The following is a 25,720-nucleotide window of genomic DNA, read 5'->3' on the forward strand; positions in this document are numbered from 1 at the left end:
GGCGACCTGGGCGGCGGCCTTCCCCCCCGCGGGGAACCGGGGCCCCGCGCCGCCCGTGGCCCAGGCGGCCTGGGCGGTGCGGGCGCCGTCCACGGCGCGGGCGGTGGCGGCGGCCCCGGCGGCCGCCGTCGAGACGACGACCTCGCGCGGATCGGCCGGGTTGCGGGAGACGACGGTGGTCACAGCAGGAAGCCTCCGGGGAAGGGGTCGTCCGGATCGAGGAGGTACTGGGCGGTGGCGGTGATCCAGGCGCGTCCGGTGACGGTGGGGACGACGGCGGGCAGGCCGCCGGCCGTCGTCTCGGCGACGAGGCGGCCGGTGAAGCGGGTGCCGGTGAAGGACTCGTTGACGAAGTCCCGCCCGAGCGGCAGCAGTTGGCGGGCGTGGAGCTGGGCCATGCGGGCGGAGGTGCCGGTGCCGCACGGGGAGCGGTCGAACCAGCCGGGATGGATGGCCATCGCGTGCCGCGAGTGGCGCGCGTCGGAGCCGGGGGCGGTCAGGTGGACGTGCTTGAGACCGTTGATCTCGGGCCGTTCGGGGTGGACGGGCCGGTCGGCGGCGTTGATCGCGTCCATGACGGCGAGTCCGGCGGCCAGCAGTTCGCCCTTGTGCTCACGGTCGAACGGCAGCCCGAGGGCGTCGAGTTCGACGAAGGCGTAGAAGTTGCCGCCGTAGGCGAGGTCGTAGGGGACGGTGCCGTGGCCGGGCACCTCGACGGTGCGGTCGAGCGCGGCGCAGTAGGCGGGGACGTTGGTGAAGGTGGCGTCGCGGGCGGCGCCGTCCTCGACGCGGACGTCCACGGCGACGAGTCCGGCGGGGGTGTCGAGGCGGACGGTGGTGACGGGTTCGGTGACGGGCACCATGCCGGTCTCGACGAGGACGGTGGCGACGCCGATGGTGCCGTGCCCGCACATCGGGAGGACTCCGGAGACCTCGATGTACAGGACGCCCCAGTCGGCGTCGGGCCGGGTGGGCGGCTGCAGGATCGCCCCGCTCATGGCCGCGTGGCCGCGCGGTTCGTACATGAGCAGGGTGCGCAGGTGGTCGAGGTGCTCGATGAAGTGGAGCCGGCGTTCGGCCATGGTGGCGCCGGGGATCGTGCCGACGCCGCCGGTGACGACGCGGGTGGGCATGCCCTCGGTGTGGGAGTCGACGGCGTGCAGGACGTGGCGGGTGCGCATGGGTCCCCGTTCAGCGGCGGCCGTCGGCGACGGCCTTCTCGGTGGCGGCGCGCACGGCGGACTCGGCGTCGGCGGTGAGCGGGAGGCGCGGGGGCCGGACGGGGCCGCCGGGCCGGCCGGCGATGTCCATGGACAGCTTGATCGCCTGGACGAACTCGGTGCGCGAGTCCCAGCGCAGCAGCGGGTGCAGCGCGGCGTACAGCGGCCGGGCCGTCTCCAGGTCGCCGGCGGCCGCCGCGCGGTAGAGCGCGGCGCAGTCGGCGGGGAAGGCGTTGGCGTACCCGGCTGTCCAGCCCTTCGCGCCGGCGACGGCCAGTTCGAGCAGGACGTCGTCGGCGCCGGCCAACAGGTCGAGACCGGGGGCCAGTTCGGCGAGTTCCCAGGCGCGGCGGACGTCGCCGCTGAAGTCCTTGACGGCGGCGATGTGCCCGGCGTCGTACAGTCGCGCCAGCAGGCCGGGGGTGAGGTCGGTGCGGGTGTCGGTGGGGTTGTTGTAGGCGACGACGGGCAGTCCGGCGGCGGCGACCTCGGCGTAGTGGGCGAGTACCGCGCGGTCGTCGGCCCGGTAGGCGGTGGGCGGCAGCAGCAGGACGGAGCCGCAGCCGGCCTCGGCGGCGTGCTCGGCCCAGCGGCGGGCCTCGGTGCCGCCGTACGCGGAGACGCCGGGCATCACCCGGGCGCCGTCGCCGGCCGCCTCGACGGCGGTGCGCACCACGCGGGCGCGTTCGTCGGCGGTGAGGGACTGGTACTCCCCCAGCGAGCCGTTGGGGACGACGCCGTCGCAGCCGTGGTCGAGGAGGTGGCGCACGTGGGCGGCGTAGGCGTCGAGGTCGACGGACAGGTCGTCGCGGAGCGGGAGGGCGGTGGCGACCATGACGCCCCGCCAAGGGTGGTGGCTGCTCCAGGAGTTGGTGCTCATGCCGGTTCCTTTCATCGGGCGCGGTCTTTCATTGGGCGCCGTCTTTCACTGGGTGCTGTCTTCACTGGGTGCTGTCTTCACCGGGTGCTGTCTTCACCGGGTGCCGTCTTCACCGGGTGCCGTCTTCACCGGGTGCCGTCTTCACCGGGTGCCGTCTTCACCGGGTGCCGTCTTTCGCTGGAATGCCGTCGTCGAGGGCCGCGAGCGTCCCGAGCGTGACGGGGACGGCGAGCGGGCGGCGTTCGGGGGCGGTGGGCAGGCCGTCGGGGGCGGCGAGCCGGGCGACGGCCTGCCCGCAGGTGCGGCCCTGGCACCAGCCCATGCCCGCCCGGGTGAGCAGTTTCACGGTGCGCGCGTCGCGGGCCCCGAGGTCGCGCACGGCCTCGCGGACGCGCCCGGCGGTGACCTCCTCGCAGCGGCACACCTCGGTGGCGTCGGTGAGCCAGCCGGCCCAGCCGGGGCCGGGGGCGTGGACGGCGGTCATCGCGTCGGCGAAGGCGCGCAGCCGGGCACGGCGGCGGCGCAGGGCGGGGGTGACGGCCGGGCCGCCGCGCAGGCGCCGGGCGACGGCGCGGGCGGCGAGTTCGCCCTCGGCGAGGGCGACGCGCTCTCCCCCGACACCGGCGCTCTCGCCCGCCGCCCAGACGCCGCGCACGGTGGTCTCCAGGTCGTCGTCCAGGACGAGGGCGAAGGTGCCGTCGGCGGTGCGGCGGGCGGCACAGCCGAGGGTGGTGGCGAGGTCGGTCTGCGGGACGAGTCCGTGCCCGACGGCGAGGGCGTCGCAGCGGATACTTCGCGAAGTGCCGGGCAATGGACGCCAGTTGTCGTCGAGCCGGGTGACGGTGACGGCCTCGACGCGGTCGGTGCCGTGCGCGGCGGTGACCGCGCTGCGGGTGCGCAGCGGGACGCGGTGGCGCAGGAGGGCGGCGGCGTGCCGGGCGCCCTCGGCGAGTTTGCGGGGGTCGGCGGCGAGGGCACCGGGCCGGCGGGCGTAGCCGAGGTAGCCGGACGCCTCGACGACGGCGGGCACCCGGACGCCGGCTGCGGCCAGCGAGGTGGCCACGGCGAGCAGCAGGGGTCCGCTGCCGGCTACGACCACGCGCCGTCCGGGCAGGACGAGTTGGCCCTTGAGCATGGCCTGGGCCCCGCCCGCGCCGACGACTCCGGGCAGGGTCCAGCCGGGGAAGGGGAGGTGGCGTTCGTGGGCGCCGGTGGCGAGGAGCAGGGCCCGGGCGGTGACGCGTACGGGCCGTTCGCCGTCCGCGTCGTCACCGGTGACGGCGTGCACGGCCCACAGGTCCGGTTCCTCGCGGACGGCGCTCCAGACGTGGTGGAGGGGCAAGTGGCGGACGAGGGCGTGGGGTTGGCCCAGTCGGGCGAGGGCGGCCGGTCGCCGGGGCGCGGCGCGCAGTCCGGGCGCGGGACGGCGCCAGATCTGTCCGCCGGGGCGGGGGGCGGAGTCGAGCAGGGTGACGGTGAGGCCGAGCCGGGCCGCGGTCGCGGCGGCGGACAGTCCGGCCGGTCCGGCGCCGACGACGGCGAGGTCGCGGATGCCGGACGATGGATCGAGGTCGCGGAGGTCAGACGGCGAGTTCGGCACGGCCGGTCCCCTCCTGGGTGGTGACGGCGTCGCCGGGGCGGGCGGGCAGCAGGCACAGCCGGCGGTTGGGGCGTCCGTTGACGGTGGCGAGGCACTCGTGGCAGTGGCCGATGCCGCAGAAGGCTCCGCGCGGGGCACCACCCATGCGGGTGGTGCGCCAGGTGAGGACGCCCGCGGCCCGGAGGGCGGCGGCGAGGGACTGGCCGGGCCGGGCGGGCAGGGGGCGGCCGTCCAGGGTGACGGTGAACGGGGCGGGGGGCTCAACGCGGTTCAGGGCGGACCTCCTTCGGGGCGGCGGCGAAGCGCCCGGGCCGGAACGCGCCTGCCCAGCCGGGCAGTTCGCCGCCGGTCAGGGTGCGGGCGACGAGCAGGCCGGTCGCGGGGGCGAGGCCGATGCCCGCGCCCTCGTGGCCGCAGGCGTGGACGAGGCCGGGGGCGCGGGGGTCGGGGCCGATGGCGGGCAGGTGGTCGGGGAGGTACGGGCGGAAGCCGGCGTAGGCGCGCAGGGCGCGGACCCCGGCCAGGACGGGGAACAGGGCGACGGCCCCGGCCGCGAGGCGGCGCAGGGCCGCGACCGACAACGTGCGGTCGAAGCCCGTCAGTTCGCGGCTGGCGCCGATGAGGACGGGCCCGGCGGCGGTGCCCTCGACCACGGCGGAGGTGCGCAGCCCGGCCGTGTCGCCGGCCACGTCGGCGACGTAGTCGGCGGTGTACACCTTGTGCCGGACGACGCGCGGCAGCGGCTCGGTGACGAGGACGAAGCCGCGCCGGGGCTGCACCGGGAGCCCGGCGCCGGCGGTGGCGGCGAGCGAACCGGCCCGGGCCCCGGCCGCGTTGACCACGTACGGGGCGTGGAGGTCGTCCCGTACGGTGCGGACGCCCCGGACGCGTCCCGCCGCCGTGGTGAGCAGGCCGGTGACCTCCTCGCCGAGCCGCAGGACGGCGCCGGAGGCCCGCAGCAGGCGGGCCGCGGCGAGGGCGGGCATGACCTGGGCGTCCTGCGGGTAGAGGACGGCGCCGGCCCGGCCGGGGGCGAGGTGCGGCTCCAGGTCGCGCAGGGCGGCGGGCGACACGTCGTGCGCCTCCACCCCGGCCGCGGACTGGGCGGCCGCGAGGGCGCGGAGGGCGCCCAGGCGGTCCTCGTCGCCGGCGACGACGAGACCGCCCTTCGGCTCGTACTCGATGTCCGGCGGCAGCCCGTCCGCGAGTTCGCGCCATAACTGTGCGGACAGGAGGGCGAGTTCGAGTTCCGGTCCGGGTTCTTTGTCGGAGACCAGGAGGTTGCCCTCGCCGGCTCCGGTGGTACCGCCCGCGACGGGTCCGCGGTCGACGACGGTGACGGAGAGGCCGGCCCGGCTCGCGTGATAGGCGCAGGCCGCGCCGACCGCTCCCGCGCCGACGACGATGACGTCCGGAGGGTTTCTCAGGGACACGGCCGGTACCATTTCACATGGCACTGTCCGGTGCCAAGGGGTTGGCCGAGGTGAAGTCCCCCGGCCTCACGACGAGTTCGATGCTTCGGGCACGAATTGTCGCCCTCCGGCGATCGGCCGAACTCTCCCTGTCCCCCCACCCTCCGCCCCAGCATCGTGGCGCACACAGCGAACACGACACGTACGGCACGCATCCGCTCCGAGCGAAGGGAACAGAAACGATGAAGAAGTCCTCCCGGCTGATGACAGTGCTGGGCATCGGCGGCCTCGTGGCCGGCAGCCTCCTGACGGCCTCGTCCGCCTCGGCGGGCCCGGCCGGCAGGTCCGTCGTGGCCGAACCGCACCTCACGACCTCGCAGGACGTCGTCAGACAGACCTCGTCCGCGGTGTTGCTCAGCGCCACGGGCGGGGCGCCCACGACGGTGATCTCGGAGACGGTGCCCGCCGGTTCGTGGGTGCTGTCCTCCAACGCGACGCTGGTCAGCTGGGAACCGAGCGACTACACCCGCTGCACGCTCTACGCGGGCGAGACCGTCGTCGGCGGAGCGACCAGCATGATCGGCAACGCCGCCACGGGCGCGGGCAGCGGGGTCTACGCGGCCACGGTCGCCGCCCAGGGCGCCTTCTCCGGTACGGGCCCGACGACCGTCAGCCTGCGGTGCGGACACGACACCACCCGCGCCCGGGCCCCCTACGTGGACCCGGGCGCGACCCTGTGGCTGCACCGGAGCGACGGCCCGGCCCAGCCCAAGCGGTAACCCGCCCCGGGCGGCCGGCCGTTCACCTCACCGGCCGCCCATCCACTCCTCGATCGCGTCCGCCGTGCGCGGCAGCGCCCCCCGACAGCAACCGTGCCCCGTCCGCCGTGACGACGAGGTCGTCCTCGATCCGCACCCCAATGCCCCGCAGTTCGGCGGGCAGGGTCGTGTCGTCCGGCTGGAAGTACAGCCCCGGCTCGACCGTGAGCACCATCCCCTCCTCCAGCACGCCCTCCGTGTAGGCCGTCGCCCGGGCCCGGGCGCAGTCGTGCACGTCGAGGCCGAGCATGTGCCCGCTGCCGCACAGGGTGTACCGCCGGTGGAGGTCGCCGCGCGGGTGGGGCAGTACGCCCCAGTCGGCGAGGCCCTCGGCGATGACGCGCATCGCCGCGCGGTGGAAGTCGCGGAAGGCGGCGCCGGGTTCGAGCGCGGCGATGCCGGCGTCCTGGGCGGCGAGCACCAGTTCGTACACGCGGCGCTGCACCGGGGAGAAGCGTCCGGACAGCGGCAGCGTGCGGGTGATGTCGGCGGTGTGGAGGGAGTCGGTCTCCACTCCGGCGTCCAGGAGGAGCAGGTCGCGGGGGTCGAGCCGGCCGTCGTTGCGGGTCCAGTGCAGGACGCAGGCGTGCGCTCCCGAGGCGGCGACGGTCTCGTAGCCCGTGCCGTTGCCCTCGGCGCGGGCGCGCAGGGCGAAGACGCCCTCGATCCAGCGCTCGCCGCGCGGGTGGGCGAGGGCGCGGGGCAGGGCGTGGACGACGTCCTCGAATCCGGCCGTCGTGTGGTCCACGGCCCGTTGGAGCTGATCAATCTCCCAGGCGTCCTTGACCAGCCGCAACTCACTGAGAACGGTGGCGAGTTCCGCGTCACGGGAGGCGTCGCGGCCGGGGGCGGAGTTCTCGCGGCCGTCCAGGGGGACGCAGCGGATGCCGGTCAGTTCCTCCGTCTCGGCGGGGTCGGCCCGGCGGCCGACCCAGAACTCGCCGTGGCGACGGTCGCGGTAGAACTCCCCCGCCTCGTCCGCCCGCCGCGGCGGGCGCGGGTGGACGAGGAGGACGGCTTCGTGACCGGCGGGTCCCGAGGGTTCCAGGACGAGGACGTGGCCCGCCTGTTCCTCGCCCGTGAGCCCGGTGAGCCAGGCGTACGCGCTGTGCGGGCGGAAGCGGTGGTCGCAGTCGTTGGAGCGGACGGCGGTGTCCCCGGCGGGGATCACCAGGCGTTCGCCGGGGAAGCGGGCGGAGAGCCTGGCCCGTCGAGTGCTGCTCATGTCGCCGTCGGGCAGGGGTGGTTGGTGGTCGGCGGCGGCCGTGGCCCAGCCCTGCGTCATGGCCGAGCGGAGTTCGGCGGAGGGCGGCAGGTCGTGACTCGCGGTCCGCGGGATCCGGGGTTCCTGACGGGTCATCGGCACTCGTCCCCTCGTTCGCCGATTCGTAAAGGAGTTGCAGACGCCTTGTCAGTGCAATGTCACATTACTACGGTACTCCTCGCACGGCGCCTCCGCGCCGTCCGGCCCAAGTGGCCCCTATGACACGGACGTTGTCCGACGTTCCCCCCACTCTGGAGACCTCGTGTCCCGATTCAGATCCGTTCACCGCTCGCTGCTCGCGGCCGTGGCCGCCGCGGCGCTCCTCGCTCCGGCGAACCTGCTCACCGAAGCGGCGGCGGCCCCGTCGCTCTCCGTCCCCACCACCGACCGCCGCCCCCACGACGAAGTGCCGCACCTGGCCCGGGCCCCGAAGGCCGGGAAGACGCCGGTACCGGCCCCCGGCGGGCTGCCCGAGGGCCGCATACCGGGTCCGCGTCCCCCCGCCGTCCCGCCGGAGGACCTCGGGCGGCCGGCCACCGCGCCCTGCACCCTCGACGGCGTGACCGGCCTCGGACCCGAGCGGTTCGCCGACTTCCTCGCCGACCCGGCCGTCACCGCCGACGGCTGTCTGCGCGGGCTCGTCTGGACCTGGGACGCACGGCTCGCGCCCGTCATGTCCCGGGCCCACGTCCAGGCCGTCTCCCGGCGCGTATCCGCCCTGTCCCCCGCGCACGACGGCCGCGACGGCACCCACCTGCTGGAGATGCTCACCTACCTCCACGCCGTGGTCTACCAGGACTTCTCCCACTCGGAGATCGACGTCACCGACCCGGCGACCACTGAGGCGATGCGCCGGGCGATCAACGCCTTCGGGACGGCGGCGCACAGCTTCGACGTGACGCGCGTCAACGCCGAGAGCCTGCGCGAGGCGCTCTACGCGGGCAGCGGCCAGGGGCTCCGCCAGTCCCAACTCCCGCTGATCCGCAAGGTGCTGGCCACCATGGACCCGTACCACACCTCCACCTTCAAGGACCCGTCCTGGGCGGGCGCCGCGCTCGCCGGACTGTCCGTCAACTACCTGGGCCTCTACCCCGGCAACAACGACACCGCCTTCCGGACCGTGGCCGCGCGCGACTCCGCGTACCGGGACACCTTCCGGAAGTTCGCCGACTACACCCATCTCAAGGGCACGCCCAACGAGTGGGTGGTGCGCGACGCGATCGGTGAGTACGGCCGCTTCGGCGAGGTGGCGGAGCTGCGCGCGGAGACCGTCTCCGGGCTCGGGGCGCTGCTGCCCGTCACCGAGGCCAACTTCGGCGCCCTGGGCGACCCCTGGGCCAAGGCGGCGGCCTGGCTGATCGCCTACGAGGCGTGTTCCGCCCACCATGTGTGCAAACCCGACCTGGAACAGCGGCTGTTCCCGCACACCTACGCCTACGACGGCGGCGGCATCACGGTCCGCACCGCGCTGGACCGGACGACCGTGGACCGGCTCTACTACGCGAGCAAGCAGGTCAAGGAGCACTTCTTCCGCGTGCTGGGCACCGACCGGCCGCTGCCGGAGGACACCAACTCCGCCCTGCACGTCGTCCTTTACGACTCCCGCGCGCACTACGTGGCGTTCCAGACCGTGCTGACCGGGCTGTCCACGGAGAACGGCGGCATGTACATCGAGGACGGCGCCACCTTCTACACCTACCAGCGGCGCGTCCCCCAGGACTCCTCGCTCACCCTGGAGGAGCTCTTCCGCCACGAGTACACCCACTACCTCAACGGCCGCTGGGCGGTGCCGGGTCTGTTCGGCGAGGGTCCCTGGTACGAGGGCGACCGCACCACCGCGATGGACGAGGGCACGGCCGAGTTCTTCGCCGGGTCCACCCGGGAGGAGGGCGTCAAGGTCCGCAAGTCCCTGGTCAAGGGCGTCATCCGGGACACCTCGGGCGGCGGGCCGCGGATGAGCGTGGAACGGCTGCTGCACGCCACGTACGCGGGCGACGGCTTCCGCTTCTACGACTACGCGGGCACGTTCTTCGAGTTCCTGTGGACCGAACGCCCCTCGCTGCTGCGCGAGATGTACGGCCTGCTGCGGGCGAACGACCCGAAGGGCTTCGACGCCTGGCGCGACCGGACGGGCCGCGACGCCTCGCTCCAGCGCGCCTACGACGCCTTCCTGGACCGGCAGATCGCCCAGGTGGACGGGCTCCACGTGCCCAGCACGGACTTCACCCCCAACGACCGGCTGCGCGACGCCTCCGCCGAGGCCGTCCGCGCGTCCTTCACCGGCGCGACGTACCTGACCCCGTCCTGTGCCGAGGGACCCGACCGGGCGATGCGGCGCTTCGTCTGCACCGGGCGGATCACCGCCCGTCTCGAAGCGTCCGGTGACGCGGACCGGGTGTTCCGGGACATGTCGCGCACGGTCGACTCCTTCATCCTGGAGCGGGCGCGTCCCGCGTCCACCAACCTGGCGGACATGAACTGCCACTTCGGCCCGGTCGAGATCTGGTCCGACGGGACTGCCGGCAGTGCGGATTATTCCTGTGAGGGGCCGTTGCGGAGCTGACGCGGCGCGGGTGCCGGCGCTTGCGGGACGGCATGCCCGGATCCGGGGCGAAGCGCCCTGGCCCGATACCGCGCTCCGCGCGGGTTGGGTGCCCCTCCCCGCCCTTTCACCGTTTCTTCCGGGGCCGCGCCCCTCGGCCCCGCAACGCGGCTGCGCCGCGTTCGTCCTCAATCGCCGGACGGGCTGAATCAGCCCGTCCGGCGATTGAGGACAGCGCCCGAAGGGCGCTTCGGGGGTGCAGGGGGCGGAGCCCCCGCCCGCGGGTTACGAAGGGGCGCGGCCCCTGCGGAAACGGTGAAAGGGCGGGACTGGGGCAAACCCCGACGCCCCGGCCCGCACGGCGTTGCCGGTGGCGCCGGGGACGACGGGGAGACGACGAAACGCGGCCGCCGCCCGGGAGTACCGGGCGGCGGCCGCGTGGAGGAGCCTCGACTGAAGTTGATCAGTAGGCGGAGTTGACGTTGTCCATGGAGCCGTAGGTCTTGGCGGCGTAGTTGCAGGACGCGACGATGTTGGCCACCGGGTCGTAGATGTCCCAGGACGTGCCGTCCACGTGGAAGGCCTTGAACGTCGGGTCGATGATCTGCAGCAGACCCTTCGACGGGACACAAGAAGAAACCTTCCCGATAGCGGAGCCGCACCGCACCGGAAACCCGGCACGAAACGAGCGCCGCGATCCTGCGGCGCCCAACGACCCGGCAATTGTTAGCGGCCCGGAAATCTCCTGACAATCAATGTGACCTACTACCGGGCACCGTTCACGCGCCCCACCACCCGGGGGAAATCCCGTGCGCAGGCGACCGTACATCACTAAGCGGCGCAGTAAGTGATGTACGCCCTATGCCCGTCCTCACAAGCGGGCGCCTGCTTTCTCACTCCGTGATGACCGGCCGCTACGCGGCGGCATCACTTTCGGCGGGGTTCCGACCCGGCGGGAACGGGATCGCGGCGAGCGCCGGGAGGAGCGATTCCTCCTCGTAGTCGAGGTGGGCGGTCAGCTCCTCCGACAGCCGGGTGAGCTCGGCGCGGAAGCGCCGGGGGTCGGCCGTCGCCAGGTCCGCGAGCAGGGCGGCCAGCTCGCCCTGGAGGCGGGCGACCGTACGGTGCTCGGCCCGAAGGCGGTCCAGGGCGCCGCGCAGCTCGGGGTGCTGCGCGGCGAGCGCGGGGAAGAGGTGGGCGTCCTCGCCTGCGTGGTGGAACTCCAGGGACTGGCAGAAGGCCAGGCAGTGCTGGCGGATCTGCAGCCCCAGCCCCGGCGCGGGCGGCGCGCCGGGCCCCCGGTGTGCGGTGAGGGCCGCGAAGTGGGCGTCGGTCCCGGCGCGGACGTGGCGCAGCTGGCCCCGCAGCCAGGTGTGCACCTCCAGGAGCTTGTCGGCGAGGTTGCGGGCCGGGCGGGGCTCCTCCTCTTCGCCCGCCCCGGCGCGTTCCAGCATCACGACCGGCAGGATCCGGCTCGTCCCCTCCTGGTAGTCGCGGTAGCCCGGCGCCGTGCGCACCGCGAGCTCGAAGAGCTCGTCGCGGCGCGCGCCCTCGGCGGGCACGGCGACCGCGTGGAACGTCTCGGTGCCGTGCTCGACGCGCACGGCGGGGCGGGCGAGCAGGTTGTGGTACCAGGCGGGGTGCCGGTCGGACCCGCCGGCGGAGGCGACGACGAACAGCAGGTCGCCGTCGCGGAGGCAGCCGAGCGGGGTGGTGTGTTCCTTCCCCGTCCTGGCGCCGGTGGTGGTCAGCAGGAGGAGGTCGCCGCCCTCGAAGGGCCCTCCGACCTTGCCTCCGTTGGCTCGGAACTCCTCGATGACGGGCTGGTTGAAGGAATTGGGCAGGGACATACGGCGTGAAGTCTCCGGTGAGAGCTCGGGGTTCCGCGGCGTACGCGGTAAAGGGTGGGTGTCGTGAGGCGCACGCGTCCCTCGTGCCCGGAGTGCTGACGTACGGAACGGACGTCACGGCGCGGCGCGTCGGAACGCGCGGCGGCGGGGCAGGGGACTGCGTGCTGACGTCAGATGACGAAGGAGGCGGAGTGTGAACTCATCGGCTCGGTCCTTCTGTGAAAGGTGCCCGCTCGGTTGCCGGCCGGGCCAGTTCTCTTTGGCCGGCACCGCGCTGCACGGGCAACATTGAAGGTGCTCACACTCCGCCTGTCAACCCCGAGTTGACACCCGGTCATCTCGTCTCAGTGGGCGTCGGGGACCCAACTCCCGTGCAGCCCCAGCGGAACGCGTCCCGGCAGGTGCACCCGGGCCACGGGTTCGCCCGTGAAGTCCTGGGCAGAGAGGATCACGAGGTCGGCCGCGCCGCGTTCCGGGTTGTGCACATAGGCGAGGGCGTAGCCGTCGTCCTCGGCCGCCGCCGGGTCCGAGGGGTCGGCCGGGACGAAGACGGCCTCGCCGGCGGCGGCGCCGCGCGGGAAGTGGTGCACCTGCGTGGTGCCGTGCGCGAGGTCGTGCTTGACGAGGGCGTTGGAGAGGGGCCGGTCCGCCGGGACGCCGTCGGCCGGCAGGTACGCCTCCCACAGCTCGGCGGCCGAGGCCGTGTAGGCGTACCGGTGCTGCCGCGAGACCAGGTCCTCGCGGATGCGGGGGAACTCCTGCGGCCGGTCGTCGAGGCACTGCCTGCGGACGGTCCCCCGGTCGAGGTCGATGGTCCAGCGTTCGAGCGCCGGGGTGCCCAAGGAGGCGGGCCCGCCCGTCCCCCGGCCCGCGACGGCGAAGCCGGCCGGGAAGGTGGTGAGGTCGACGACGACGGACGTCCCGTCGTCGTGGGCGTTGAGCGTGTGCGAGTAGTACACCGGCTCCACCTCGAACCACCGCACCGGTCCGCCCGCCCGGGGCAGCACCCCCACGCGCGCCGGGTGCCGTCCGTTCCAGCCGAAGGGCACGCGGGCGCCCGCCTCCGCCGCGACGGGGTCGAAGGTGACCGGCATGTCGAGGACGACGACGTACCGCTCGGTGAGGGCGAAGTCGTGCATGACGGGGCTGTCCGCCGCGGGGATCCGCGTGGTGCGGGCGACCCGGCCGGTGCCGTCCAGGACGAGGTGGCGGACGTGGTCCCAGCGCGGGTGGTAGGTGATGGCGTGCAGTTCGTCCGCGTGGGCGTCGTACTTGGTGTGCGCGGTGAACGTGCCCTCCAGCGTGCCGCCGAAGTCGTGGGGGCCGAGCGTGCCGAGTTCCTCGTCGAGCGCGTACGGGAGGGGGCCGCCCTCCTGGAGGGCGAGGACGTTGCCCTTGTAGGGGATCACGTGGGTGTTGCAGGCGAAGTCGTCGGCGGGCACCGGTCCCGGGCGGGCCTCGCCGAGTTCCTTCGCCACTTCGTGCGAGCGCACCCAGCGGTTGCGGTACCACTCGGCCCGCCCGTCGCGCAGGCGCACTCCGTGCACCATGCCGGCGCCGAGCATCCAGTGGTGGGCGCGCGGGTCCTCGAGTCCCAGGGCGTTGGGCCCGGTCCGGAGGTAGCGCCCGTTCAGTCCCTCGGGTATGCGCCCGGTCACGGGCAGGCCGAAGGCGGTCAGTTCCTCGGTGACCGGGGTGAACGCGCCTTCCAGGAAGGGGAATCGGCCGGCGTTCGGGCGCGGGTGGTCGGACATGTCGGTGCCTCCGTCGCGGGTGGTGCTTGCTGACGGCACGAGTCTTCACGTCGCGGGCGGCGGTGGGAGGAGGGCTGGACACCCGCTCGTTCCTGGTGCGGGCCCCCGGTGCGCGGGTGTACCCGGCCCCCCACGCGTAAGACGACGGTGCCGCGGCCCCTCGTGGGAGGGACCGCGGCACCGTCGTGGACCGGACGGGAGGGGATCAGCCCTCCGAGCCGCCCGCCCGCTGGAGCTCCGCCTCGCGGCGCGTGCGCTCGACGCGGCCGCGGACGAGGAACCAGCCGCCGACCAGGGCCGCCGCGATCAGCGGCAGGCACAGGATGGTGTCCCGGCTGGCGCCTTCCTCGGCCGCCATCAGGCCCAGCACCCCGGCCAGGAAGACCAGCGTGATGATCTGGGTGTAGGGGGCGAAGGGGAGCTTGTAGCTGGGGCGGGTGACCCGGCCCTGCTTGGCGCTGCGCCAGAACAGCAGCGAGCAGAGCATGATCATGCCCCAGGTGCCGATGATGCCGATGGCGGCGAAGTTCAGCACGATCTCGAAGGCGTTCTCGGGGACGACGAAGTTCAGGGCGACGCCCAGCACGCAGAAGAACGCGGTGAGCAGGATGCCGCCGTAGGGCACCTGGCCCTTGTTCATGCGGCCGGTGAACTTCGGCGCGGAGCCCGACATGGCCATCGAGCGCAGGATGCGTCCGGTGGAGTAGAGGCCGGAGTTGAGGCTGGAGAGCGCCGCGGTGAGGACCACGAGGTTCATCACGCCGGCCGCGTACGGGACGCCGATCTTGGACAGGACGGTGACGAAGGGGCTCTCGCCGCCGGTGAAGGCGTTGTACGGCAGCAGCAGCGCGAGGAGGACGACCGAGCCGACGTAGAACAGGCCGACGCGCCACATGATCGAGTTGATCGCCTTCGGCATGATCTTCTCGGGGTTCTTCGTCTCGCCCGCGGCGACACCGCACAGCTCGACGGAGGCGTAGGCGAAGACGACGCCCTGGATGACGAGCAGCATCGGCATCACACCGGCGGGGAAGACGCCGCCGTTGTCGAGGATGTTGTTCAGACCCGGGGTGCTGCCGCCGACGTCGTGCCGGCTCGCCAGCAGGAAGATGCCGATGGCCATGAAGGCGACGAGCGCGCCGACCTTGATGATCGCGAACCAGAACTCCATCTCGCCGAAGTACTTCACCGAGATGAGGTTCACGGTGAGGACGACCGCGAGGGCGATGAGCGCCAGGACCCACTGCGGGATGTCGCTGAACATGCCCCAGTAGTGGGTGTAAGTGGCGACGGCCGTGATGTCGGCGATGCCGGTGGTGGCCCAGTTCAGGAAGTAGAGCCAGCCCGCGGTGAAGGCGCCCTTCTCCCCCATGAACTCACGGGCGTAGGAGACGAACGCTCCGGAGGACGGGCGGTACAGGACGAGCTCGCCGAGGGCGCGCACGACGAAGAAGGCGAAGATGCCGCACACCGCGTAGGCGATGAAGAGGGAGGGTCCCGCGTTGGCGAGGCGGCCGCCGGCTCCGAGGAAGAGGCCGGTGCCGATGGCTCCGCCGATCGCGATCATGTTGATGTGGCGGGACTTGAGGTCCTTGCTGTAGCCCGCGTCGCCGGCGTCCACGTGGGCGGGCGCCGTGGCCGGGGCCGACACGTCGGTCGCGGTGTCGGCCGCGGTGAGAGTGCGGTCACTCATGAATGTCTTGCCTTCGTTGGTGGGGGCAGGACCGGGCGGTGGGTCCCCGCGGGGGACGGCGCCCGGCACTCGGCACGCCCGGCGGCGCCGGTCGTCCTGGGTCGGAAGGTGTGAGCGGGAAGGAGTGATCTCTGGTCGTACGGAAGTGGGGGGAGGACTTACCCGCGGTATCTGACAAGTCCTGATCGGAATAGTGAAAGGAGTTTCATGATGTCGTCAAGACTTTGAGGGGAAATTGACATTTTCAAAGACTCACGCTAAGTGACCTCCGGTTGGGAAGATCGCAGGTCATCCGCACGAACCCTCACCGATCGACTACACAGCGCGACCAAAGGTCCGCCGGCCCCGCCCATCCGGGATGAAAACATTTTTCCGGAAGTCGACCGGACGCCGAATGGAAAAACCTTTTCACATCATTCCGGCCGGAGAATGACCCACCTCACATTCGCCGTCCGGGACCGCCCGGGGCCGTTCGGGTGACGCGCACGCGTGGGCGCGCGGGGGCGCGGGCAGAGTAGCGCCGGGCCACGTCCGATGAGCCCCGATGGGCGGCGGCTTCCGCCGCTTGGTCCGGATTGTCAGGCGAGCGTCAGGAGAGCGCGCCATGCAGAAGATCACCCCGTTCCTGTGGTTCGACAGCCAGGCCGAGGAGGCCGCCGAGCACTACACCTCCCTCTTCCCGGACTCGCGCATCGTCGATGTACAGCGCTACGGGGAGGCGGGCCCGGGAGAGCCGGGGACGGTCATGACGGTCACCTTCGAGCTCGCCGGGCAGCAGTTCATCGCGCTCAACGGCGGACCGCAGTTCATCTTCAACGAGGCCGTCTCCCTCTACGTCGACTGCACGACACAGGAGGAGGTGGACGAGCTGTGGGCGAAGCTCGGCGCCGACGGCGAGGAGGGGCCCTGCGGCTGGCTCAAGGACCGCTACGGCCTCTCCTGGCAGATCATCCCCAGGACCCTCACCGACCTGCTGAGCGATCCCGACCCCGCGAAGTCGGACCGGGTGATGAAGGCCATGCTGCAGATGACGAAGATCGATGTGCGGGCGGTGGAGGACGCCTACGGGGCGGAGTAGCCGGCGGCCGCGGGCGGCCGGGCCGAGCGCCGGGCCCACGCGTGGTAGACGACACCGGTGACGACGAGCCCGACGATCCAGGAGACGTCCGTACCGCCGAGCCGCTCGGCCACCGGCCCGGTGCAGAGCTTCTGGGCCAGGAACGGGACCTGCGCGAGCACCCCCAGGACGTAGCAGGACAGCGCCATGACGTTCCACCGCCCGTAGCGGCCGTCGGGGTCGTGGAGCGCGGGGACGTCCACCCGTTCCCGGGAGATCACGTAGTAGTCGATGAGGTTGATCGCGCTCCACGGCGTGAACACGGTCAGGAGCAGCAGCACGAAGCTCTTGAAGTGGTCGAGGAAGTCCGCGCTCGCCACGGTGGCGATGAGCACGGAGACGGCGGTGAACCCCGTGATGTACGCGGCGCGGGCGGCGGGGCCGAGGGACGGGCGGCCGGTGAACGCGGTGACGGTGGTCAGCAGCGACATGAAGCCGCCGTAGGCGTTGAGGCAGTTCACGGTCAGCTTGCCCACCACGATCACGAGATAGACGGGGAGGGCCGCGGCCGCCGGCCCGGCCAGCTCGCCGACGAAGCCGACCTGGTCGGCCAGGAAGGCGTCACCGGCGACCGCGGCGATCAGGGCACCCAGGGTCATCGCCCACTGCGAGCCGAGGACGCTGCCGGTGAAGGCGGACCAGAAGGTCGCCCGCGCACCGGTGCGCCGGGGCAGGTAACGCGAGTAGTCGGCCACGTACGGTCCGAAGGTCAGCTGCCAGCCCGCACCGAGGGCGACGGCCAGCAGGAACGTGGCGGCGTCGAAGGGCTTCTCCCCCACGTGCCCGGCCACGTCGTGGCGGACGAAGAGGGCGATCATGAGGTAGCCGAGGCCGGCCGTGCTCGCCACGGTGGCGATCCGGCCCACGAGGTGGATGACCCGGTACCCGGTCACGGCGACGACGGCGGTCAGCGCGCCGAAGACCAGGATGCCGGCGGTGGTGCCGCCCAGGTGCAGCAGCCTGTCGGCCGCCTGGCCGGCCAGGACGCTGCCGGTGGCCGCGAAGCCCAGGTACATCAGGACGACGAGGACGAGCGGCAGCACGGCGCCGTACACCCCGAACTGTGCCCGGCTGGAGATCATTTGCGGTAGTCCCAGCCGCGGCCCCTGGGCCGCGTGCAGGGCCATGACGATGCCGCCCAGCACGTTGCCCAGAAGCAGCGCGGGGATCGCCCAGAGCGCGTCCGCCCCGGCGACGACGGCCAGCGCGCCGTCGACGATCGCCGTGATCTGCGTCGTGGCACCGAACCACAGGGTGAACTGGCCGCGCGGGGAGCCGTGCCGTTCGTCGTCGGGGATGACCTCGATGGTCCGGTGCTCGACGAGCGGGTCGGGTCTCATGGCGCTCCCTGGCTCGGGGACGGTGCGCAGAATGTGACACGCGGGAATTCCGAGGTCAACACTGCTGGGCCAGGGGGCCGTTCGGCGCCGGAGCGGTGTTCAGTGGTCGTGGTCCGGCATGTGATGGTCGAACACCATCACCTCCGGCGGCATGACGACGAACGGCCGCATCATGCCCATGTCCTCGTGCTCCAGCAGGTGGCAGTGGTACATGAACCGCCCGTACGCGCCCGTGAACCGCCCTGCCACGGTGACCATCTGATGGCCCGGTACCCGGAACACGTCCTTCCAGCCCTGTTCGTTGGGCGCCACGGGCACCGGCCGGGTGGTGTCGGGCACGACGGGCGTGCGGGTGCCGCCGAGCGCGAGGTCGAAGCCGCCGCTGTCGACGGGCTGCCGCTCCAGCAGCTGGAAGTCGGCCAGGTGGACGTGGAGGGGGTGGGTGAACCGGCTGATGTTCAGCAGGTTCCACACCTCCAGGTCGCCGTGGGACGCCTTGAAGCCGAGGGTGTCGTCGAAGGTGCGCGCGGCGCGCCGGTAGGTGCGGGTCGTGCCGTCCTGGCCGGTGAGCTGGATGACGCCGTCGGAGGGGACGGACACGGAGCCGTTCGGGACCTCCTGCATCTCCCAGAGCTCGGGGTGTCCGCCGCCGCCCGTCGTGCCGGGCTCGGTGATGACGACGAGCCGGTGCCGGTGGTGCTTCTTGACCGCGATCCGCCGGAAGGAGGGCGAGAGCACCGCGGGGAGTTCGAACGGGTCGTCCCTGGGCTCCTCCCCCACGCGGAACTCCATCACTTGCGGGAAGGGCAGGTCGTTGGGCGGATCGGCCTGGCCGGGCGGTGCGGTGGCCACGTTGACCAGCCGTGCCTTCGTCCCGCGCAGGGCGCGGAAGTCGACGAGGAGGTCCATGCGTTCGGCGGGTGCGACCGTCAACTGCGGCCGGCCGGGGCCGAAGTCGAGGGCGACGGGGCGGGGCAGGAGTCCGCCGTCCGAGCCGATCTGGTGGACGGCGCCGGAGACGACGCGGTCGTGCTCGTCGAGCAGCACCAGGTTGTAGGTCCGGGCGTTGGAGGCGTTGAGCAGCCGGAAGCGGTACCAGCGCGCCCCGACGTCCAGGTGCGGCCACAGCACGCCGTTGACCAGCGTGTACGGTCCGGTGAACGCGAAGGTCACGTGCTTGCCGGTTTCCGGGTCCGGCCCCAGGTCCAGCGTCTTGTGCAGCAGGTCGCCGGTGAGGCGGCCGTCCTCGTCGGTGTCGAAGTTGCGGTCGGCGACGATCAGCGGGATCTCGTACGCGCCGGACGGCAGGCCCAGCGCGTCCTCCTCCGCGTCGCGGACCAGGTACATCCCGAGGAGTCCGGCGAAGACGTTCCACCGGGTGATGTTCATGGCGTGGTCGTGGTACCACCAGGCCGTCGCGCGGTGGGCGTTGGGGTACTCGGAGAGCTGCGCGTCGCCGTACACGACGGCGTTCTCCGCCCAGCCGTCGTTGCCGCCACCGGTGACCGCGCCGTGCACATGGGTGACGGTCCACGCGGGCAGGTCCGCGACCGCCTTGACCGGCGCGGCGCCCTCCCGGCCGGGCCGGGTGCTGGCCTGCACCGCGCCCGGCCCGGGGACGAACGGCACCTCCACGGCCGTGACGGGCATGGTGCCCGCGATGCCGTTCCGCCAGGAGATGCGGATCCGTTCGTCGCGCCGCACCTCGATGGTGGGGCCCGGGACCTGTCCTTCGTAGCCCCAGACCGTGGTCGGGGGCAGCTCGCTGTGCACGCACGCGAGGGCCTCGCGCAGTTCGATCTCCAGCCCGGTGCCGTCGCTCTGCCCGCCGGCCCGGATGACGGGCGGGACCGGGAGGGGATCGAGGTAGGGCGTGGGCGCGTCCTCGGGTGTGCGGGGCTCTTCGGCGACGGTGGTTCCGGTGGTGTCCGACAAGTCCGACCCCCGTTGGTGTGCTCCGTGCCGCGGACGGGCTGCGGCGGCAGTTTTCTGTCCGGTGGGACCACTTGCCAACCGCGTGCGGTTGATGCCGGAATCCTGGCCCTGCCAAGTACCTTGGCGTTTCGGCCACTTGGTACCGAGCCGCGGGACGACCCTCCGGCCTGCGGTGACTCCCTCGGCGAAGCGCCGCGCGCGGGTGCCGTCCGGCGCGGGCCCGGGGACACGTTCCGGCCATGAATGGCCGGTAGTCGACGGATCGGAGGATCGTTTCGCGCCGGTCCGCTCAGGAGGCGAGGGCGGTGGCGGGTCGGGTGCGGGGCAGGACCAGGCAGGCGAGGGGCCGGGCCGGCCAGGCTCAGCGCGGCTCCGGCCGGGCCGGCGCAGTGCGCCTGGAGGTGACGATGGCGCCGCCGAGCGCCGGTCCGGCGGCCGCGCCGACGTTGACCGGCGCGGCCGACGTCGGGGCCGCTCCGGCGTGCCGGAGGACCGGCGGCAGTGCCCGGACGGCGGGGCCGGCGCGCAGATCGCGCTTCCCGCGGCGAACAGCAGCATCAGCGCGAGGGCCAGGCCCTTGCGGGACAGGCGGACGGTCAGCGCGGTCGCGGCCGGGCCGACGACGACGCCGAGGGCATAGGCGGTCACGGCCTGTCCGGCCGTGCCGGACGACACGTCGAGGTCCGGGCCGGCCTGCGGCAGCAGGCCGGCGATCAGGTACTTCGGCGGCGCCGACGACGAAGACGCTCGCGGTCAGGGCCGCGAGCTGAGCGGTGTGCTTTCCCCTGCGGCCGGCGCTAGAGTCCGACACCCGTGTCGGAGTCAACTGCTGCAAGGAGCGCACTGTGCGGATCGGCGAACTCTCCCGCAGGACCGGCGTCCACGAACGGCTCCTGCGCTACTACGAGGCCCAGGGCCTGCTCAGTCCCGGGCGCCGCCCCAGCGGCTACCGCGAGTACGCCGAGGCCGACGTCCCCGCAGTCCGCCGCATCCGCAGCCTGCTGGCCGCCGGCCTCAACACGGCCACGATCGCCACGATCCTCCCGTGCCTGCGCGACGAGGACGACCGTCTCGTCCCCACCTGCCCCGGCCTCCTCACGGACCTCCTGCGCGAACGCGACCGCATCACGCGGGCGATCGCCGATCTCCAGTCCTCCCGGTCGGCCCTCGACGAGGTCATCGGCGCGGCGCCGGAGGACGTCACGAGCCGGGCGCGGGGGGCTCCGGCCTCCGCTGTTTGAAGGCCTTGGACGGTCCGCGAGCGCGTGGAACGCCTTCTTCGGCTCCCGGGGCATGCCGGGGCGGGTACGGGCGGAGGCGGGGATACCGCGACCCCCGGCCCGACCGGCCGGTCGCGCTCCCGGTGGCGCGACGCGAGCCGGGAAGGTGACGCCGGACCTCACTCCCCCGTACGCACGGCCCCCGCCCCGGCCGCCACCACCAGGGCGATCGCCAGGCACTGCAGGGCCGACAGCGTCTGTCCCAGCACCAGGAACCCGGCCAGCGCCGCGACCGCCGGGGACAGGCTCGTCAGCACCGCGAAGGTCGCCGGGGGCAGGCGGCGCAGGGCCAGCAGCTCCAGCGCGTACGGCAGCCCGGAGGACAGCAGCGCCACGGCCAGGCCGAGGCCCAGCACCCCCGGTTCGAGCAGGGCGGTGCCCGCGGAGCCGATCCCCGGCGGCAGGCTCACCAGCGCGGCCACGGCCATCGCCAGGGCCAGCCCGTCCAGTCGTGGGAACCGGCTGCCGGCACGGGAGTTGAGGACGATGTACGCCGCCCACAGGGCTCCCGCGCCGAGCGCGAACCCGGCGCCCGCCGGGTCGAGCCCGTCGAAGCCGTCCCGCCCGAGCAGGAAGACACCGGCGAACGCCAGCCCGGCCCACACCAGGCTCGCCGCCCGGCGTGCGGCGACGACGGACAGCAGGAGCGGCCCGAGGACCTCCAGGGTCACCGCGGGACCCAGCGGTATCCGGTCGATCGCCTGGTAGAAGAGGACGTTCATGCCGCCGAGCGCGAGCCCGAAGGCACCGACGACGGCCAGGTCCGCACGGCTGTGGCCGCGCAGCCGGGGACGGCAGAACGCCAGCAGCAGCACGGCCGCGATCGTGACCCGCAGGGCCACCACACCGAGGGCCCCGGCGCGCGGGAAGAGCAATGCGGCGACGGCGGACCCGAACTGCACCGAGAGGGTGCCGCCGAGCATCAGCCCGACGCCGACGGGGACGCGGGGCACGTCGCGAACCGCCGTGGCTGTCGCCGGGGACGTCATGTTTGTCATGCTCCCCACGCTAGAAAGCCGTCCACTCCCTGTGAAATGCCGGTTGAACAGCGGTTATGCTTCCTGAGCATGACCATGGAACTGCGCCATCTGCGGGCCTTCCTCGCCATCGCCGAGGAGGGCACGATCACGCGCGCCGCGGCCCGGCTGCACACCGGCCAGCCCGCCCTCTCCCGTACGCTGCGCCGGCTCGAGGACCATCTCGGCGTACGCCTGGTCGACCGCTCCACGCACCATCTGGAACTCACCGCGGCGGGGCGGGTGTTCCGCGACAAGGCCGCCGCCGCGCTGGCCGCCGTGGACACGGCCCTCGACCCCCGCTCGCTGACGGCCCTGCCCCTGCGCCTGGGACATCCCTGGGCCGCGCTCGGCGAGCACACCATCCCGTTGCTGCGCCGCTGGGACGAGGAGCACCCCGACGTGCCGCTCGAACTGCGCCGCGTCGACGACCGGACGGCCGGGCTCACCCGGGGCGAGGTCGACATCGCGCTGCTGCGCGGGGACGTGACGGCGCCGGGGGTCGTCACGGAGCTGCTGCTGGAGGAGGAGCGGGTGGCGGTGGTGCCCGCCGGCAGCGACCTCGCCGACCGCGGCGCCCTCGCGCTCGCGGACCTCGCGGCGTGGCCGATCGCCCTGAACACGGTGGCGGGCACGACCACGCTGGACCTCTGGCCCGCCGCCGCGCGCCCCACGAGGACGGTCGAGGTCGCCAACACCGACGAATGGCTGACCGCCATCGCCGTGGGCCGCGCCGTGGGCATCTCGACGTCGGCGACGCCCCGCATGCACGAGCACCCCTCGATCGTCTACCGAACGCTGACCGACGCCCCGCCGGTGCCCCTGCTCCTGGCCTGGCGCCGCGGGACACCGGCCCACCCGGCGCTCCCCGAACTCGTCCGCCTCGCCCGGGAATTGGTGGCCGGACGCTGAGAACGCACCTCTGACCGGCGCCGGCCCGCGCGGAATTCCCGTGGCCATGGCATGCGCGGTGACCGTAGGATCCGTCGTCCTGGCAGGCCGCACGCACCACCTGCCCCGTAGACCCGCACCCGTAGATCCGTAGATCCGTAGACAGAGAGTGATTCCCATGACCGGCCGACGAGCGACGACGACCCTGTGGCGGCCCACCGGCCCCGAGGAGCTGGACCTCGTCCGCGAGTCGGGCTGGCGCGCCTGGCCGCCCCGGCTGCCCGAGCAGCCGATCTTCTACCCGGTCCTCAACGAGGACTACGCGATCAGGATCGCGCGGGACTGGAACGTCCGGCACGACGGAGCCGGTTTCGTGACCCGTTTCGAGGTCGAGTCGGATTTCCTGGCCCGCTATCCCGTTCGGCGGGCCGGCGGGCGGACGATCCTCGAACTCTGGGTCCCGGCCGAGGAGTTGGAGGAGTTCAACGCCCACATCGTCGGCGGGATCCACCTGGTCCACGAGTTCCGCTGAGCGGGCTCCGGTCCCGGTGGCGTCACATCACCGCCGGGACCGGCGGGACGCGCCGGCCCTGCGTGCCGTTCTGGTCGACGGGGTAGAGGCCGAGCTTGCCCTCGGGGTCGGCCGGGTTGGCGCCCTTGATGTCACCGACGCAGAGGCCGACGCGCGCCTTGTAGCGGTCGAGCGCCGCCCGGTCGCCCATGAAGCGGCCGGGCGCGACCGCGTCCACTCCGCCGCCGGCGCCTCACCCTCCGAGCGCCGGCGCGAATAGGCCGACCTCGCCGGTGACGCCCCGCACCTGCGACTGCGGCCTCGCCAGGACGGACAGGCGTCGCGGTTGACCGGACGCGCTCCCGGACGCCGGCGCGGCGACGAAGAGTTACGGTGGGCGCGTAGCGCAGGAACAGGAGCCTGCAGCGCAGGAACGGGAGCCTCTCGACGGAGGCTCACCGTGAACGTCACCGCGGTCGGTACGGCCGGCGCATCCGGCGTACCGGGGACCGCAACGATCACGACCTGCCCGGGCCGGGCTCGACCCGGGCACTTCCGACCCCACCGTCATCGGAGGCAGACATGCCCATCGCCAGATACGGCGTCCTCGCCTGCCACGCCGTCGATCGCCGTCGCGAGGGGAGCACCGACACACCGCATTACCAGATCCATCTCGTCGACAACAGCGGTACGGACTACCGGGCCGCGGTCAACGTACTGTCCCAGCAGGCCCCGTCGGAGCTGCTCTACTTGGCCGATGACGACTTCCGTCACCCCTTGACCTCTCTGCTCCCCCCTGCGGGCAGCGGCTGGACACCGCTGCCCTCGGAGCGGGGCGGGGCGGCCCTGGACTTCATCCGCGGCAACATGTTCGTGCCCGCGGCGATGCGCACCCTGCCGCCCGATCTGCCCGGTGTGGACAACGACCTCGCCGACCTGCTGGACCACTACGTCCAGCGCGCCATCGCCGACCCGACGACGGGTGTCTACGCCTTCGGGCAGCGGTTCGGCCCCGAGCAGGGGAGGCCCGACAAGGTCTTCGGCTTCCGGCCGGGGAACGGCGTCCACGACATCCATATGAACCAGGGCAATTCCGGACGCTTCAAGGGCGACGACGGAGTCTGGCAGGACGGCGCGCTCCTCTTCCACCTTCCCGCCGAATCGCGCTGGACGGCGATCTTCCTGGCCTTCCAGTCGCAGGCCTGGCACACCGACGATGTCACGGGCCACGCCCTCCCCGCCCCGGCCGTGCGCCCCGGCGTCCGGGACGCGCCGCTCCGGGTCGTGGGTGTGCGGACCGACAGCGTCCCCGCGGCGTTGCCGGCGGATGCCGTCATCCTCCTCAACGCCTCGCCCGAGCCCGTCGAGCTGACGGGCTGGCAACTCACCGACGGGCACGGCGGCTTGCTCTCCCTGCCGGCGCAGGTCCTCGCTCCGGGGGACACCACGACCGTCTCCGGCAGCGACGGATTCCACCTCGACAAGAGCGGTGGCACGGTGACCCTGCTCGATCCCGGGGGCCTCAAGGTCCACGGCGTCGCCTACACCGGTCAGCAGCGCCGGGGCGAGGGGTGGATGGTCACCTTCTGAGAAATCCCTGTCAGAAATCCCTGTCGCGTACAGGGAGTCGGCGACCGTGGACGAGAACGTCGACGGCCGCTGACGCAAGGGTCAGCCCCGCCGGTGCCTCTCGTACTGCCGCAGGACGTGGACGACGCGCAGCACGGCCAGCACGCCGGCGACGGCGCCCCCGGCGAGCACGAGGGAACGGGTGGCCCAGCCGGGCAGGTCCCAGACCGCCGCAGGTCCGGCGACCGCGCCGAACACCACGGCCCCGAGGAAAGCGGCGCTCAGCAGCGCGTAGACGATCTCGACGTTCGCCGCTTCCCGGTCCTGCTGACTTCTGGTGCCGCCCGCACGTGCCATGGGGGAATCCTGATCAAGCCCCGCGGCGGACGGACCGTGCACATCTTCAGAAGGCCTCGTCGGTGCGCATCGGACGTACTTGTCAACGCCCGCACTCCTCCGGCCGGACGCGTGGGCCCGGCCGGAGAAGCGCGACCCGGGACCTCGTCAGGGCCTCAACGCACCGTCGAACTTGTCCCAGTTCGACCAGCCGCCACCGGCGTAGATCTGCGAGCGGTGGAACACGCCCCCGGTGCGGTCGACGCCGAACAGCTCCACACGCCCATCGGCATTGGTCTGAGCGGCAACCTGGGTCAAGGCGCCGTCGAACTTCACCCAGCCCGACCAGCCACCACCGGCATAGCTCTGCCACCGGTGGAACACACCCCCGCCGCTATCGGTACCGAACAACTCCAAACGGCCATCCGCGTTACGAGCCGCGGCAATTGACGTAAGGCCGCCGTCGAGCTTCTCCCAACTCGACCACCCGCCACCGGGGGAAGTCTGCGAGCGGTGGAACACGCCCCCGCCGCTATCGGTACCGAACAACTCCAGCCGGCCATCGGCATTGGTCTGAGCGGCGACCCGGGTCAAGGCGCCGTCGAACTTCACCCAGCCCGACCAGCCACCACCGGCATAGCTCTGCCACCGGTGGAACACACCCCCGCCGCTATCGGTACCGAACAACTCCA

Annotated in this window: 21 protein-coding genes and 3 pseudogenes; 7 read left to right on the forward strand and 17 right to left on the reverse strand. The window is 72.8% G+C overall.

The window, feature by feature from the left end; all coding sequences use genetic code 11:
- The 6 genes and pseudogenes from I5Q34_RS28260 to I5Q34_RS28285 form a co-directional block, all read right to left on the reverse strand.
- Positions 1–183, reverse strand: a pseudogene (locus I5Q34_RS28260) (aldehyde dehydrogenase); the annotation flags it as partial.
- On the reverse strand, positions 180–1,181 hold the full coding sequence (locus tag I5Q34_RS28265; protein WP_199895287.1) for a proline racemase family protein: 1,002 nt from the start codon (positions 1,179–1,181) through the stop codon (positions 180–182). The gene I5Q34_RS28265 and the pseudogene I5Q34_RS28260, both read right to left, overlap by 4 nt.
- 10 nt (positions 1,182–1,191) lie before the next feature.
- Entirely contained in the window at positions 1,192–2,100 is a 909-nt protein-coding gene (locus I5Q34_RS28270; protein ID WP_199895288.1) for a dihydrodipicolinate synthase family protein, read from the reverse strand.
- Between the two features lie 157 nt (positions 2,101–2,257).
- Complete coding sequence (locus tag I5Q34_RS28275; RefSeq protein ID WP_199895289.1) at positions 2,258–3,700, reverse strand: NAD(P)/FAD-dependent oxidoreductase; 1,443 nt, start codon at positions 3,698–3,700, stop codon at positions 2,258–2,260.
- The gene (locus I5Q34_RS28280) at positions 3,681–3,974 is read right to left on the reverse strand and encodes a (2Fe-2S)-binding protein (protein ID WP_199896024.1); all 294 of its coding nucleotides are present in this window, start codon (positions 3,972–3,974) and stop codon (positions 3,681–3,683) included. Before I5Q34_RS28280 ends, I5Q34_RS28275 begins: the two co-directional genes overlap by 20 nt.
- Positions 3,961–5,145, reverse strand: a complete 1,185-nt coding sequence (locus tag I5Q34_RS28285; protein WP_199895290.1) for an FAD-binding oxidoreductase — start codon at positions 5,143–5,145, stop codon at positions 3,961–3,963. The genes I5Q34_RS28280 and I5Q34_RS28285 overlap by 14 nt, the downstream gene beginning before the upstream one ends.
- Before the next feature lie 209 nt (positions 5,146–5,354).
- Here I5Q34_RS28285 and I5Q34_RS28290 point away from each other — a divergent pair, with 209 nt between their 5' ends.
- A complete protein-coding gene (locus I5Q34_RS28290; protein WP_199895291.1) occupies positions 5,355–5,891 on the forward strand; it encodes a hypothetical protein in 537 nt (178 codons plus the stop codon).
- A gap of 22 nt (positions 5,892–5,913) precedes the next feature.
- Here the strand turns inward: I5Q34_RS28290 and I5Q34_RS28295 are convergent, their stop codons facing one another.
- Entirely contained in the window at positions 5,914–7,290 is a 1,377-nt protein-coding gene (locus I5Q34_RS28295; protein WP_374193068.1) for an aminopeptidase P family protein, read from the reverse strand.
- 166 nt (positions 7,291–7,456) lie between these two features.
- On the opposite strand from I5Q34_RS28295, the gene I5Q34_RS28300 reads away from it, so the two are divergent.
- A complete protein-coding gene (locus I5Q34_RS28300) occupies positions 7,457–9,757 on the forward strand; it encodes a collagenase (protein ID WP_199895292.1) in 2,301 nt (766 codons plus the stop codon).
- 442 nt (positions 9,758–10,199) lie between these two features.
- On the opposite strand, the pseudogene I5Q34_RS28305 reads toward I5Q34_RS28300, so the two are convergent.
- The 4 genes and pseudogenes from I5Q34_RS28305 to I5Q34_RS28320 all read right to left on the reverse strand — a co-directional run.
- Positions 10,200–10,364, reverse strand: a pseudogene (locus I5Q34_RS28305) (lytic transglycosylase); the annotation flags it as partial.
- Between the two features lie 286 nt (positions 10,365–10,650).
- Positions 10,651–11,580 carry a nitroreductase/quinone reductase family protein gene (locus I5Q34_RS28310; RefSeq protein WP_199896025.1) on the reverse strand — a complete coding sequence of 310 codons (930 nt, stop codon included), beginning with the start codon at positions 11,578–11,580 and terminating at the stop codon, positions 10,651–10,653.
- A 350-nt stretch (positions 11,581–11,930) separates the two neighbouring features.
- Positions 11,931–13,340 carry a carotenoid oxygenase family protein gene (locus I5Q34_RS28315; protein ID WP_199895293.1) on the reverse strand — a complete coding sequence of 470 codons (1,410 nt, stop codon included), beginning with the start codon at positions 13,338–13,340 and terminating at the stop codon, positions 11,931–11,933.
- Positions 13,341–13,545: 205 nt separating this feature from the next.
- On the reverse strand, positions 13,546–15,033 hold the full coding sequence (locus tag I5Q34_RS28320; protein WP_199895294.1) for an amino acid permease: 1,488 nt from the start codon (positions 15,031–15,033) through the stop codon (positions 13,546–13,548).
- 604 nt (positions 15,034–15,637) lie between these two features.
- Here I5Q34_RS28320 and I5Q34_RS28325 point away from each other — a divergent pair.
- Complete coding sequence (locus I5Q34_RS28325; RefSeq protein ID WP_199895295.1) at positions 15,638–16,111, forward strand: VOC family protein; 474 nt, start codon at positions 15,638–15,640, stop codon at positions 16,109–16,111.
- On the opposite strand, the gene I5Q34_RS28330 is transcribed toward I5Q34_RS28325, so the two are convergent.
- Both I5Q34_RS28330 and I5Q34_RS28335 read right to left on the reverse strand, forming a co-directional pair.
- Positions 16,096–17,490 (reverse strand): cytosine permease, encoded by a 1,395-nt coding sequence (locus I5Q34_RS28330; protein ID WP_199895296.1) that lies wholly within the window; start codon positions 17,488–17,490, stop codon positions 16,096–16,098. The two genes, I5Q34_RS28325 and I5Q34_RS28330, sit on opposite strands and share 16 nt — an antisense overlap.
- Before the next feature lie 99 nt (positions 17,491–17,589).
- A complete protein-coding gene (locus I5Q34_RS28335; RefSeq protein ID WP_234429674.1) occupies positions 17,590–19,425 on the reverse strand; it encodes a multicopper oxidase domain-containing protein in 1,836 nt (611 codons plus the stop codon).
- An 845-nt stretch (positions 19,426–20,270) separates the two neighbouring features.
- Here I5Q34_RS28335 and I5Q34_RS28340 point away from each other — a divergent pair.
- The gene (locus I5Q34_RS28340; RefSeq protein ID WP_199895297.1) at positions 20,271–20,666 is read left to right on the forward strand and encodes a MerR family transcriptional regulator; all 396 of its coding nucleotides are present in this window, start codon (positions 20,271–20,273) and stop codon (positions 20,664–20,666) included.
- A gap of 158 nt (positions 20,667–20,824) precedes the next feature.
- Here the strand turns inward: I5Q34_RS28340 and I5Q34_RS28345 are convergent, their stop codons facing one another.
- On the reverse strand, positions 20,825–21,694 hold the full coding sequence (locus I5Q34_RS28345; protein ID WP_234429740.1) for a DMT family transporter: 870 nt from the start codon (positions 21,692–21,694) through the stop codon (positions 20,825–20,827).
- 78 nt (positions 21,695–21,772) lie between these two features.
- On the opposite strand from I5Q34_RS28345, the gene I5Q34_RS28350 reads away from it, so the two are divergent.
- Together I5Q34_RS28350 and I5Q34_RS28355 are read left to right on the forward strand one after the other, a co-directional pair.
- On the forward strand, positions 21,773–22,633 hold the full coding sequence (locus I5Q34_RS28350; protein ID WP_199895299.1) for a LysR family transcriptional regulator: 861 nt from the start codon (positions 21,773–21,775) through the stop codon (positions 22,631–22,633).
- 157 nt (positions 22,634–22,790) lie between these two features.
- Positions 22,791–23,144: a hypothetical protein gene (locus I5Q34_RS28355; protein WP_199895300.1), complete on the forward strand. Its 354-nt coding sequence runs from the start codon at positions 22,791–22,793 to the stop codon at positions 23,142–23,144.
- Between the two features lie 22 nt (positions 23,145–23,166).
- Here the strand turns inward: I5Q34_RS28355 and I5Q34_RS28360 are convergent, their stop codons facing one another.
- Positions 23,167–23,361, reverse strand: coding sequence for a hypothetical protein (locus tag I5Q34_RS28360; RefSeq protein ID WP_199895301.1), 195 nt, complete (start codon positions 23,359–23,361; stop codon positions 23,167–23,169).
- Between the two features lie 344 nt (positions 23,362–23,705).
- On the opposite strand from I5Q34_RS28360, the gene I5Q34_RS28365 reads away from it, so the two are divergent.
- Entirely contained in the window at positions 23,706–24,713 is a 1,008-nt protein-coding gene (locus I5Q34_RS28365; RefSeq protein WP_199895302.1) for a DUF2278 family protein, read from the forward strand.
- An 81-nt stretch (positions 24,714–24,794) separates the two neighbouring features.
- Here I5Q34_RS28365 and I5Q34_RS28370 read toward each other — a convergent pair whose 3' ends face one another.
- Positions 24,795–25,049, reverse strand: a complete 255-nt coding sequence (locus I5Q34_RS28370; RefSeq protein WP_199895303.1) for a DUF6332 family protein — start codon at positions 25,047–25,049, stop codon at positions 24,795–24,797.
- Between the two features lie 147 nt (positions 25,050–25,196).
- Positions 25,197–25,720: pseudogene (locus I5Q34_RS28375) on the reverse strand (tectonin domain-containing protein); the annotation flags it as partial.

Source organism: Streptomyces sp. AV19 (assembly GCF_015999245.1).
Taxonomy (GTDB): domain Bacteria; phylum Actinomycetota; class Actinomycetes; order Streptomycetales; family Streptomycetaceae; genus Streptomyces.